12 protein-coding genes and 1 pseudogene are annotated in these 11,429 nt (G+C 69.8%); 5 read left to right on the forward strand and 8 right to left on the reverse strand.

The genetic code is table 11. The features are described from left to right. Positions 1–204: 204 nt before the first annotated feature. Positions 205–1,179, reverse strand: coding sequence for an aldo/keto reductase (locus NQO67_RS04195; RefSeq protein ID WP_255946432.1), 975 nt, complete (start codon positions 1,177–1,179; stop codon positions 205–207). A gap of 225 nt (positions 1,180–1,404) precedes the next feature. Here NQO67_RS04195 and NQO67_RS04200 point away from each other — a divergent pair, with 225 nt between their 5' ends. Beyond that, positions 1,405–2,157 (forward strand): DUF72 domain-containing protein, encoded by a 753-nt coding sequence (locus NQO67_RS04200; protein ID WP_255946450.1) that lies wholly within the window; start codon positions 1,405–1,407, stop codon positions 2,155–2,157. A gap of 43 nt (positions 2,158–2,200) precedes the next feature. Here NQO67_RS04200 and NQO67_RS04205 read toward each other — a convergent pair whose 3' ends face one another. Next, positions 2,201–2,554 carry a YciI family protein gene (locus NQO67_RS04205; RefSeq protein WP_255946452.1) on the reverse strand — a complete coding sequence of 118 codons (354 nt, stop codon included), beginning with the start codon at positions 2,552–2,554 and terminating at the stop codon, positions 2,201–2,203. Positions 2,555–2,981: 427 nt separating this feature from the next. On the opposite strand from NQO67_RS04205, the pseudogene NQO67_RS04210 reads away from it, so the two are divergent. The 3 genes and pseudogenes from NQO67_RS04210 to NQO67_RS04220 form a co-directional block, all read left to right on the forward strand. Then, positions 2,982–3,149 (forward strand): annotated as a pseudogene (locus tag NQO67_RS04210) (IS5-like element IS4811 family transposase); the annotation flags it as partial. A 450-nt stretch (positions 3,150–3,599) separates the two neighbouring features. Next, the gene (locus NQO67_RS04215) at positions 3,600–4,385 is read left to right on the forward strand and encodes a pentapeptide repeat-containing protein (protein WP_255946454.1); all 786 of its coding nucleotides are present in this window, start codon (positions 3,600–3,602) and stop codon (positions 4,383–4,385) included. A gap of 418 nt (positions 4,386–4,803) precedes the next feature. Continuing rightward, positions 4,804–5,373 carry a GNAT family N-acetyltransferase gene (locus tag NQO67_RS04220; protein ID WP_255946456.1) on the forward strand — a complete coding sequence of 190 codons (570 nt, stop codon included), beginning with the start codon at positions 4,804–4,806 and terminating at the stop codon, positions 5,371–5,373. 268 nt (positions 5,374–5,641) lie between these two features. On the opposite strand, the gene NQO67_RS04225 is transcribed toward NQO67_RS04220, so the two are convergent. The 5 genes from NQO67_RS04225 to NQO67_RS04245 all read right to left on the reverse strand — a co-directional run bounded on the left by NQO67_RS04225 (position 5,642) and on the right by NQO67_RS04245 (position 9,206). Then, entirely contained in the window at positions 5,642–6,343 is a 702-nt protein-coding gene (locus NQO67_RS04225; RefSeq protein WP_255946458.1) for a hypothetical protein, read from the reverse strand. After that, positions 6,340–6,687 (reverse strand): PadR family transcriptional regulator, encoded by a 348-nt coding sequence (locus NQO67_RS04230; protein WP_255946460.1) that lies wholly within the window; start codon positions 6,685–6,687, stop codon positions 6,340–6,342. Before NQO67_RS04230 ends, NQO67_RS04225 begins: the two co-directional genes overlap by 4 nt. Positions 6,688–6,812: 125 nt before the next feature. Then, positions 6,813–7,925: a LacI family DNA-binding transcriptional regulator gene (locus NQO67_RS04235; RefSeq protein ID WP_255946462.1), complete on the reverse strand. Its 1,113-nt coding sequence runs from the start codon at positions 7,923–7,925 to the stop codon at positions 6,813–6,815. A 10-nt stretch (positions 7,926–7,935) separates the two neighbouring features. Beyond that, positions 7,936–8,268, reverse strand: a complete 333-nt coding sequence (locus NQO67_RS04240; RefSeq protein WP_255946464.1) for a hypothetical protein — start codon at positions 8,266–8,268, stop codon at positions 7,936–7,938. A gap of 8 nt (positions 8,269–8,276) precedes the next feature. Then, positions 8,277–9,206 carry a DUF6772 family protein gene (locus tag NQO67_RS04245; protein ID WP_255946466.1) on the reverse strand — a complete coding sequence of 310 codons (930 nt, stop codon included), beginning with the start codon at positions 9,204–9,206 and terminating at the stop codon, positions 8,277–8,279. Between the two features lie 182 nt (positions 9,207–9,388). Between NQO67_RS04245 and NQO67_RS04250 the strand changes: the two genes are divergently transcribed. Beyond that, positions 9,389–10,705, forward strand: a complete 1,317-nt coding sequence (locus tag NQO67_RS04250) for an MFS transporter (protein ID WP_255946468.1) — start codon at positions 9,389–9,391, stop codon at positions 10,703–10,705. Between the two features lie 49 nt (positions 10,706–10,754). Here the strand turns inward: NQO67_RS04250 and NQO67_RS04255 are convergent, their stop codons facing one another. Next, positions 10,755–11,288, reverse strand: a complete 534-nt coding sequence (locus NQO67_RS04255; protein ID WP_255946470.1) for a hypothetical protein — start codon at positions 11,286–11,288, stop codon at positions 10,755–10,757. Positions 11,289–11,429: the final 141 nt, after the last annotated feature.

Here is an 11,429-nt window from a genome sequence, read left to right on the forward strand (position 1 = left end):
CCGGAATCGGCCGCGACGGAAAGTCGGGCGGTCACCGGCGAAAGCCGTGTCGCGCCCGCCGAGAAGTGCGATGCGGGCCAAGGATTGCAGAATTACGGAACGTTATTGAGAAAACCGGCAGGGGCGACCCGTGATGCGCGCCGTGCACCGCGGAGCACGCGGTGCACGGCCGGACAGGGGCCGCCCCGGGACCAGGCGGTCAGGTCACTGGAAGCCGACGGGGGCGTGCGGCACGTAGGGCGCCTCCAGGTAGGCGGCCTCGTCGTCATCGAGCTCGAGGTCCACCGCGGCCACCGCGTCGTCCAACTGCCCCGCCTTGGAGACGCCCACGATGGGCGCGGTGACCACGGGGTTGCGCAGCAGCCAGGCCAACGCCACCTGCGCCGGGGCGACACCGCGCCGCCCGGCGAGCTCGAGCACCCGCTCGGCCACGACCTGGTCCTGCTCCCCGTACAGCGTCCTGCCGAACTCGTCCGTCTCGGCGCGTGCGGTGGACGCGTCCCAGGGCCGGGTCAGCCGGCCGCGCGCCAGCGGGCTCCACGGGATGACGCCGATGCCCTGGTCCGCGCAGAGCGGCAGCATCTCGCGCTCCTCCTCGCGGTGCAGGAGGTTGTAGTGGTTCTGCATCGACACGAAACGCGTCCAACCGTGCAGGTCGGCCGTGTAGAGCGCCTTGGAGAACTGCCAGGCGTACATCGAGGACGCGCCGATGTAGCGCACCTTGCCCGCCTTCACCAGGTCGTGGAGTGCCTCCAGGGTCTCCTCGATCGGCGTCTCGTAGTCCCACCGGTGGGTCTGGTACAGGTCGACGTGGTCGACCTGGAGCCGCCGCAGGCTGTTGTCGATCTCGGTGAAGATCGCCTTGCGGGACAGCCCGGCGCCGTTCGGGCCCGGTCGCATGCGGCTGTACACCTTGGTGGCCAGCACCACCTCGTCCCGGGGGACGCCGAGGTCCCGCAGCACCCGGCCGACGAGCTCTTCGCTGGAGCCGTCCGAGTAGGTGTTGGCGGTGTCGAAGAAGTTCGCTCCGGCGTCCAGCGCCTTGGTGATGACGGTCCGGGTGTCGTCGTAGTCCAGGGTCCACTCGTGCTTGCCCCGTCCCGGCTCGCCGAAGCTCATGCAGCCGATACTCAGGACGGAGACCTGCAGGCCGGTCGAGCCCAGTCGGGTGTAGCGCATACGGATGCTCCTCGGGTCGACGGGGGACGGTGCCGGGCCGACGGGGCGGGGCCGCGTCCGGCGGGACGTGGCACGCACCCGTGCCGCCCGGGACCCACGGCGCACCGGTTGATGCGCCGCCACGATGGTAGCGAAGATCCAAAACGGTGATCATGTCCACGCCGCGGCGGGCTCGCCGCGGCGCCGACGCCTCCCCGCCCCACGGGGTGTGCTTGGCTGGCGGGCGTGACCCTGCACGTCGGCACCTCGGGATGGCAGTACAAGGACTGGCGAGGCGTGCTGTACCCGGACGGCACGCCCCAGCGGCTCTGGCTGGAGGAGTACGCCGCGGCCTTCGCCACCGTCGAACTCAACAACGCCTTCTACCGGCTGCCCGACCGTGACACGTTCACCGCCTGGCGGGACCGCACGCCCCAGGGCTTCGTCATGGCCGTCAAGGCCAGCCGGTACCTGACCCACATCAAGCGGCTGCGTGACCCCGAGGAGCCGGTGCACCGGTTGATGAGCCACGCCGAGGGACTGGGGGAGCGGCTCGGGCCCGTCCTGCTCCAGCTCCCGCCGAACCTGCCTGCGGACACCGCCCTGCTCGACGCCTGCCTGCGGTGTTTTCCGTCCGCCGTACGAGTGGCCGTCGAGCCCCGGCACCCGTCCTGGGACGACCCCCGCGTCCGTGGTGTCCTGGAGGACCGTGGTGCCGCGCTGTGCTGGGCGGATGCCGGATCGCGGCCCGCCACACCGCTGTGGCGCACCACGGACTGGGGCTATCTGCGGTTGCACGCCGGACGCGCCCGGCCCTGGCCGCGCTACGGCCGCCAGGCGCTCACCACCTGGGCCCGGCGCCTCGCCGAGACCTGGCCCGACCGGTGCGACGTGTACGTCTACTTCAACAACGACCCGGGCGGCGCCGCCGTCCAGGACGCGGTCGTCTTCGCCCGTGCCGCCCGGGCCCGCGGGCGCACGGTGACCCGGGTCCCCTGACGGACCCGGTACGACCGTGCGAGCCGCGGAGCGGACCGTGCGTTCAACCGTCCGCCTTCAGCACGTCGGCGAGGCCGGGATGTACCCGTCCAGGGGTGATCGTCGTGATGGTGTACGCCGCGACGCCATGGATGACGAACGGATCCTGAGCGGTGATCTGCTCGATGGTGGGGCGATCGACCCCGTGCGCGACGATGGCACCGCCGATCGAGGTGGGCACGGTCTGGCCGGAGACCAGGAACGTCCCGCCCCGGTGGTGCTCTTCCAGGTAGCCGACGTGGTCCTTGATGAACGGCTCTGCGTCCTGCTCCGAGGCCGTGTAGCGGAGCGACAGCAGGTACAGCATGGTGGCTTCCTCGACGTCGTGGGTGATCGTCGCACCAGGATGCCCGGTCATGCGCGGGATTGGGGCGCCGGCAGGCGTCGGCAGCTGAGCCCGGCCTTCCAAGATCACCGGCAGAGCCAAGCTGAGCGCGTGTTTCTGATCCCCGGTTCTGAGGAGCCTGGCGTCCTACGCGGGAGTGGTGTCCGAGGACGCCGGGCGGGCTGGGGAGAGCGTCGGGGCTGTGGTGAACGGCTGAGGCCGGGTGCCCGTCCCAGGGCGGAGTTCTGCTCGTCGGCGTGTCGTTCCAGGCAGTGGTGGAAAGCACGTCGGCTACGCAGGCTCATGGCCGCTGCCCGGCACGGCGCCGGGGAGGCCGGGTGCCCGGAGTGCGGGGTTCGGTGGGTGGCCGGTGCCGGCCGTCGCATGGATGCACTGTTCTGCTCGGCACGGTGCAAGGCGAGGGCCTGGAGGCATCGGAAGGAACCGTTCTCGAAGCGGTCGCAGTTACCGCTGGGCGAACGTATCCGGAGACGCGAGGGACTGCGAACGCCTCGTCCAGCACTCCGAAACCCTGATCACCTGGGCCGCCATCACCCTCATGAGCAGACGCCTCGCCCGGAAAGGTGCCACTCCCAGTTGGTCGAGGAAGTCAGCCCCATCCACTCCACCCGGCCTCATTGGCCGGCGGCGCGTCGGGGCCGAGCAGCGGGACGATCCGACGGACGTTTCTCCCTCGAACACCAGCCGCAATATGGCCGTATATCAGAACCATCACGCATTCGATGATTTCACCTGAGGCAGGCCAAGGGACTGCTGGAGTGCTGCCATGACCAGGCAGAGCTCCGGGAGCCGGGCACGTACCGTCGAGTTACGCCGAATTGCCGCTCGGGTCCGCCGGCACCGCCTATCGGGCCCGTCACCAGCCAGCGCGGCTGACACTGCGCCGGGCCCGGCACCGGCGACGCCGCCACTGGACCCCGCGCCCGAGTCGGCCCCGCAACCCCGACCTGATCCCCGCGCCCTCTCCCAGGACAGCGGCCCGGAACCAGCGAGCAGCGACCCAGCACCGAGCGCCGGCTCGGCGCTGGGTCGCTGGTGGGTGCGGCTGGAGCGTGCAATGGCTCTGCTGGTGAGTTTGTCCACGCTGACCGTGGCCGGAGGCACCCTGGTGACGGTGCGACAGGTCGAAGGCGAGCAGCAGCTCACGCGCGACGGGCAGGTGACCGACCGGTACACCGCAGCAGTGGCCAACCTCGGCAACAACAACGAAGAAGTCCGGCTCGGTGGCCTGTATGCGCTTCAGCGCATCGCCCAAGACTCACCGCGAGACGCCCCTACTGTCGTGCAGGTCATCTCCGCGTACGTCCGCGGCCATGCACCTGCGCCAAAGAAGGGCACCAAGGGCCCAACCCATCCGAGGAACGACGTTGCCGCCGCCCTGAGCATCCTCGTCGCACCGCTGGCGAAGGACACCCCGGTGGACCTGCACGGCGCGAACCTGTACGACGCGGACCTACACGGCGCGGACCTGCAAGGCGCGGACCTGCACGAGGCGAACCTGCAGAACGCGTACCTGCTGGACGCGGATCTGCGCGACGCGTTCCTGGTCAGAGCGGACCTGCACGACGCGATCCTGAAAGACGCGGACCTGCACAAGGCGAACCTGTACGACGCGGACCTACACGGCATTGACCTGATCGGCGTTGACCTGCACGACGCGGACCTGACATACGCGGACCTGCACGACACGAACCTGGAAGGAGCAGACCTGCACGAGGCGTACCTGGAAAGCGCGAACCTCACAGGCGCGAACCTGACAGGCGCGAACCTGAAAGGCGTGCATGATCTGTCCCGTGCAACCGGCCAAAGCCCCGCGAACGCTACCGCTCCTACGGCTCCGTAGCCGGCGGCGAGACGGGCCGTCCTGGCTGATCCTCGTGCGCTGGCAGTAAGGATTCTCAGACCCGGACGCCTCCCTGGCGTCGACCTGCCGGGCGCGGTGTGACCGTTCGCAACCCAGCCGGCACCGCCAAGGCACCTGGACGAGCTCCCTCATGGACCGAACCGTTCTCGGCGCCGTCTCCGCATCTCGGATCACGCCTTCGACGGGCCGCTGTGATCCCATACTGGGCGGGGGCGGGTCTGCGACCGGTTGAGGGAGATCCTCGGCTGAGCGACCCTGCCGGCCGGTCGGACGGCTTTCGCGTCCTTCGCCCATGCAGCGGCGGACGGTACGGGGACGGTGGATAATGCCGACGTGATCCCTCGACTCCGTAGCCGCCGCCGTTCGCACGCCGCCGCACCCGTTGAGGACCACCGCCGTGAGCTACGTCATTCGTGAGTACACGCCCGCCGACGAGACGTCCTGGCTACGCTGCCGGGTGCTCTCCTTCCTGGGCACGGCCTACTTCGACGATGTGCACAAGGCGAAGCCGGACGTCGTCGCGCCGGGCTTCGAGCTGGTGGCCGTGGGGGAGGACGGGCTGGTCGTCGGGATCATGGACGTCACCGCCCAGGGAGAGCTGGCGACCATCGACACGGTCGCCGTCCATCCCGACCACCAGCGCAAGGGGATCGGCCGTGCCCTGTTGAGCGAGGCGCGGACCCGCGTCCGCGCCCTGCCGGTGGTCACGCTGGACGCCTGGACCAGGGACGACCCGGACACCCTGTGGTGGTACCGGGCGATGGGCTTCGCCGAGAGCGCGCACTACCTCCATGTCTACGCCGACCGCTACGCCGATGAGTCGGAGCCGGACCGGGCCATAGGCGAACGCAGGCCGGGGCTGCGACCGGTCGCGGTCTTCCTCCACGGCGACCTGCGGGACGAACAGGCGATGCGGCAGCAGTTCACGCGCGTGCACGTCTGCCGTCGCTTCTGCATGGCGCCGTGAGCCGTCCCGCCCTGGGACTATTTCCGCCCCGACCCGTGATCGGCGGGTGGTTGACCCGTTCCGTACGCGAGTACGTGCACGACGTCGTTGCGAGATGCGCACTCCAGGGCCCGGCGGCTCAGCCGGTACATCCAGAAGTGGTGCAATCCGTATACCAGCGGGCCTGACAGCGCCAGCGCCAGTTCCGCCTGCCATGGCATGGTCCCGGTCGGCAGTGCCGTGGCGAAGGGCGACGCCACGGCGGCCACTCCGGTGGCACGCACTCGCCTCACCACTCCCAACCCCCGTGATCGCGCTGGTCATGCAGGATCGCCCGGCGAGTGGGCCAGGCACGGATCGTGACGCGGAGTGCGTGAGCGAGGTGGCGGCGGCGTGGCTCAGCGGCGAGGTCCCAGAGTTCGCTGCGCCACTCTTCCGCGTAGCGGGGGCGGTCCGGCGCAGGGAGCACACGTGCTGCGGAGTCGATGAGCCACTGCGCCGGCAGGCTCACGCGCCGCCGACCCGACAGGGCCGCGGCGGCCTCGTCCGGCCGGTGCAGGGCCGTCGTGAACCTGCCCAGCAGGGCGGTGGCCTCGTCGCAGCCTTGGGCAACGCGCCGGGCGTGAGCGCTGCCGCGGGGGTCGGTGCGGTCGAGTTGTCGCGCGAGTTCGTGGGAGGACCCGGACGACCACTCGAGCCCCTGGGACAGGTAGGTGGTGCGCGCCTCGACGGAACGGGGCGTGCCGAGCGCGGCCGGCAGCCGGGCCGCACGGATGTGGAGGTTGGCGAGTATGTCGGCCACGTCGAGTGCCAGATCGACATCGCTGCTGGTGGCGCCGTGGCGCTGAAAGGCGAGGCCGTGGGCGAGCCGCCTGGCGCGGGCGTCCGTGCGACCGAGCTTGCGGACGAGATCACGGGCCAGGCCGCGGGCGTGACCGTAGGGGAGTTCACCGGCAAGGCCCTGATCGCCGGTGAAGGGAGCCGGACTCATGTGCTGGCGCCTCCGGACAGGCCGGGACGCAGCGCGCCGAGCGCACTTCTGTTCGCCGTGGCGCGGGCCAGCGCTTCCCTGGCGGATACGGCGCCGTCCGGGCTGAGCCGGTAGTAGCGCCGCCGGGGGCGGCCCTGCTCACGCGGGTCCGCATCCTCCCAGTGCGAGATCAACCAGCCGATGGACTCCAGGCGAGCCAGGATCGGATGGATCGTGCCGCTGGCGAGTTGGGCTCTGGCGCAGACTTCCAACCCGTACAACTCTTCTGTGGGCTGCTCCAGGAATGCGCGCAGCACTAACTGGGTCGGCAGCGTCATCCGTGGAGCGGAGGGCTCGTGAGGCATGGTGCAACTCTACCTAGCCCTAGGTAGAGTTGCACCATGGTGGACGGGTGCCACAATTGCGATGTCTGTACGGATTGCCGTGCGGCGCCCGCCCTTGACGAGGCGTGAGGCGGGCGCACCGGACGTCAGGTCCGCCGCGTGTCCGGCCTGCGGGTCGACTCCCGTGCCATGAGGATCGGCGGCAGCCGCACGCTGCGGCGCGGGGCGCTCGGATCCGCGATCCGGGTGAGGAGGAAGTCGACGGCGGTCGTGCCGACGTCGTCCGCTGGCAGGCGGACCGTGGTGAGCGACGGCTCCAGGTAGGCGGCGAAGGGATGGTCGCCGTAGCCGAGCAGCATGACGTCGTCCGGCACGGTGAGCCCGCAGGCGTGCAGGGCCTTCAGGATGCCCAGGGCCACGTAGTCGTTGCCGGCGACCACCAGGTCGGGGTGGTGGTCCGGGGTGATGAGGCCGGCGGCCATCTGGTGGGCGTCGTCGGGGCTCCAGGGCAGGCTCGCGCCGTGCGTGCGGCGGGTGGGGACCTTGATGACCAGACCGTCCCGCCGGTCGATACCGGCGCTCGCCAGGCCGCGGTGGAAACCGTCGATCCGCGCCGTGACGGTGCTGATCTCCAGGTCTTCCTCGAACAGCCAGGCCCGCCGCACCCCCGCACCTGCCGCGCTGCGCACCGCCTCCGCGATGCCCTGCTCGGCGTCGATGCCGACGAAGTCGAAACCGAGTGCCGGAATGTCCCGGCTGAGCAGCACCACGGGGACGTTCGCCTTCGCCAGCCGCTCCCAGGCGTCGCTGCGGCCCTGGATCGGGATGCCGAGCACACCGTCCACGCCGAACCGCAACAGTTGCTGGACGGCCTCTTCCTCGCTCTGCTCGGACTCCTCGGTGACCAGCAGCAGTACCGAGTAGCCGGCGCTGCGACACTGCCGCTCCACCGCCGGGATCAGCGCGGCGTAGAACGGATTGGACGGGTTGGTGATCACCAGTCCGATGACCATCGTCCGGCCCGACACCAGCAGCCTGGCGTGGCTGTTCGGCTGGTATCCGAGGCGCTGGGCCTCGGCCAGCACGGCCTCGCGGGTGGCCGCGCTGACCTGGCTCTTGCCGGCCAGCGCCCGGGACACCGTGTTCACCGAGAGACCGAGCCCGGCGGCGATGTCGCGCAGGGTCACCCGCTGGGACCGCTGGGGACGCATCATCGCTGTGTCGGTGCTCCGTTCGGGCAGGGCGCGCTCGTCGTGCACGGGCGCACGCTCAGCTCTTGCCCACGAGGTAGATCCGCAGTTTAGCGACCGGATTCTCACCGGTGACGCGGCAACGCAGCCGTAGCCACTGCCCGAAGCCCGACACCGGCCAACTCCGCACGCCCTCGGTGGACACCGCGTGCACCGACTCGTCGAGGTCGCACCAGTGCAGGCCGTCCGGGGAGATCTCGGTGGCGAAGGTGAGGAGCGTGCCCTCGGCGATGTCCAGGGCGTGCACGAAGAACCGCGCCTCGGCCGCCCAGGGAATCTCGTACGGCTCGGTGCAGAAGTCGGCGGTCGCCGTCCTGTTGCGCTCCAGCACCGCCGTCATGGTCGATCGCATCGCGTGGACTACCAATCTACGGAGATGAGAACGGAATCGAGGAAGAGGAAGTTCCTGACGTCGGCGTGGGTGCGTACCGAGAAGTAGAAGTTCAGGAGGTTGTCGAGCGTCTGGTAGCGGTCCGGGTACACCGGGACCGGCACCTGGCGCAGGTCCATGACCGCGTCGTTGAGCTGGAGTTCCACATTGGCGCGCAGCCGGGTGTCGATGCGCCAGCGCAGATAGTGCCAGTTGATCTTGGTCGGCACCTCGTTGACGCAGAGTTCCGTCGGGTCGCCCAGGTAACGCCAGTCGTCGGGGTCGGGCGCGGTGAAGTCCGCCGCGTACGGCAGGGCGAACTTCCCCTGGACATGGTCGCGGGGCGTCGGTTCCGGCACGACGGGATACTTCCAGCGCCGGGTCAGCTCGTTGTTCAGGTCGGTGTTCTCGTACCGCATCACCGTGTGGTAGCGGATGCCCTGGTCGGAGCAGATGTCCGTGGCCACCGTGAAGGCGCCGAACTCGGCCTCGGCCGGGTGGCGGTTGCCGTCCCAGGCGACCGAACCGGGCTGCGCGGGACCCACGTTGGCCTCCGCCTTGAAGGCGAGGTACGCCTCGATCTGCACCTCCCCGCGGCCGGCCATCGTCAGCCGCCGGATGGCGGTGGCCGTGTGTCCCCGGTAGGCGCGGCTGGCCAGTTTCAGGGCGTAGTTGCCGCTCAGCGTGCCGTGCGTGCCCACGTCGAAGAACGAGCACGAGGACAGCTGGGGCGGGCGGAAGTCCCGCATGTGCGCGTCGACGGTGTCCAGGTTGCCCTGGCCGTCGTAGTTGCCGAGGAGTTCGGTCCACCCGTGGGTCGTGGAGTCGAAACGGTCGAAGGCGAGGATGCGCGGCAGGGGGTTGAACTTCGACAGCTCCACGTCGTGGACGGTGAGCGGGGGGCGGACGCCGTGGGTCATGGAGCGCTCCGATCGGTCGGGCGGGCAGACACGTCGATCTCTGGGACACCAGGACCATGAACGTTCACGGTTTTCGATACCGTAACTCTCTCTTGACGCTCCTCACAAGGACTTCTAATCTCCCCGGGCAACATGAACGTTCATCCAAGAGGTTCCGGTAGCTCTCTCGTGTGAGGTCGAGGATGACGCTTCGCATCAGCCGGCCGACGGTCGCTTCCACCGTGGGCACCGCCCTGGAGTGGTACGACTTCTCGCTCTACGGCACCGCCGCCGCCCTGGTGCTGCCGAAGGTCTTCTTCCCGGACGCCGACCCGCTCTCGGCGACGCTGTCGTCGCTCGGCACGTTCGCTGTGGGCTTCTTCGCGCGCCCCGTCGGCGGGGTGATCATCGGCGTGCTCGGCGACCGGGTGGGCCGCCGCATGATGCTGTTCTGCACCCTGGTCCTGATGGCCGTCTCCTCCACCCTGATCGGAGTGCTGCCCGACTACGCGACGGCCGGCGCGGCGGCGCCCGCCGCCCTGGTCGTGCTGCGGGTCCTGCAAGGCCTCGGCGCGGGCGGCGAGTACGCCGGCGCGATGCTGATGTCCGCCGAGCATGCCGAGACGCGTGCCCGAGGGGTCAACGCCAGCGCTCCCACCCTCGGCAACGCGGTCGGCTCCCTCGCCGCCACCGGCGTGTTCTTCCTGACCTCGGCCGTGATGTCGGAGCACAGCTTCCGCAGCTACGGGTGGCGCATCCCGTTCCTGCTCAGCTGTCTGGTCGGGGTCGCCGGATTCATCATCCGGCTGAAGGTCACCGACAGCCCGGAGTTCCGCGCGGCCCGCAGCAAGGGCCACACCGGCTTCCCGTTGCGGAGCCTCTTCACCTCGTCAGGAGACCGGATCGCACCGGCCATGCTCATCAGCATCGCGCCCAACGTGATCAGCTACCTGCCGTCCGTGTACGCGCTCAGCCATCTCGCGGACGACGTCGGCACGGCCGCCTGGGTGGGGCTCACCGGCATCGTCATCGCCAACGCCCTGAAAGTCGTGACGGTGCCCACCGCGGGCTGGCTGTGCGACCGGTTCGGCAGGCGGCCGGTGATGATCACGGGTGCGGTGTCCGCCGCGGTGCTGTTCTATCCGTTCTTCGTGATGCTGGACACCGGGACGCCCGTGATCATCTGGGCCGCCCTCGTGCTGATCTTCACGCTCTGCAACGACCTCACGCTCGCCTCGCAGGCGACCATGCTGTCGGAGATGTTCGACGCCACGCACCGCTACACCGGTGTCACCTTCACCCGTGAGATCACCGGTGCGATCATCGGCGGCACCATCCCGTTCGTCGCCACCCGGCTCCATGCGTGGTCACACGGCGGACAGTGGAGCGTCGTCGGCTACTCCGCGGTGCTCTGCCTGCTCTCCGCGGTCGGCGCCCTCTTCGTCAAGGAACCGCCCCACCTGAGGAAGACCGACGGCGGCCGGCCAGCGGTCGGGGACACGGCGGCCGCAAAGTCCTGAGCCCGGGATGGTCTCCGGACCGGGCACGGCGGTCGTCCAGCCCGGGAAGTCAGCCAAGGCCCGGCTGGGTGACGGTGAGGTCGACGGCGCCGTGCGTCGCGTGTCGCACCCACTCGGCGAACCGTTGCCCGTACTCGTCCTCGGCCGGCCCCGTGATCTCCTCGGCGTGCTCGGGGGCGGTGAGCCCGAAGGTCCCCGCCAGCCAGGTCAGGTACTCCTCGCGCCCGGGGCAGTGGTCGTCCGGGTCCGCCGGCTCGACCGCGAGCAACCGGAACAGCTCGCGCAGACCGCGCGCGGCGACGTGGAGCTCACCCTCGTCCCCGAAGCAGACGACGGGCAGTGTCGCCAGGTCGGCGCGGTCGTCGCAGCGCCACAGCCCGTAGTACGAACCGGAGCTGGCGGCGTAGGCGAAGTAGATCACCTGTTCCAGGTACGCCTCGTCCGCCATGCCGCAGAACCAGTCGCGTTCGTCGTCGTTGTAGTCGAACAGCTCGAAACCCGGGGCGAAGCACTGCCCCGCGAGCCGATCCTCCAGTTCCTTCAGGGAGTTGAGTTCGGAAAGGGGTGAGTAGACGTCGCTCATGGGGTCTCCGCCGGAAGCAGTGGTTCGGTCCGGGTGAACCATAGGTGCGGCCGCTGACAACCCTGCGAACAGTGCGGGTGCCCGTCGCCGAGGGGGCGTGCGCCGGCGCACCACGGCTGAAAGCCGTCTTGAGCCGGCGCG

The organism is Streptomyces odontomachi, assembly GCF_024435355.1.
Taxonomy (GTDB): Bacteria; Actinomycetota; Actinomycetes; order Streptomycetales; family Streptomycetaceae; genus Streptomyces; species Streptomyces odontomachi.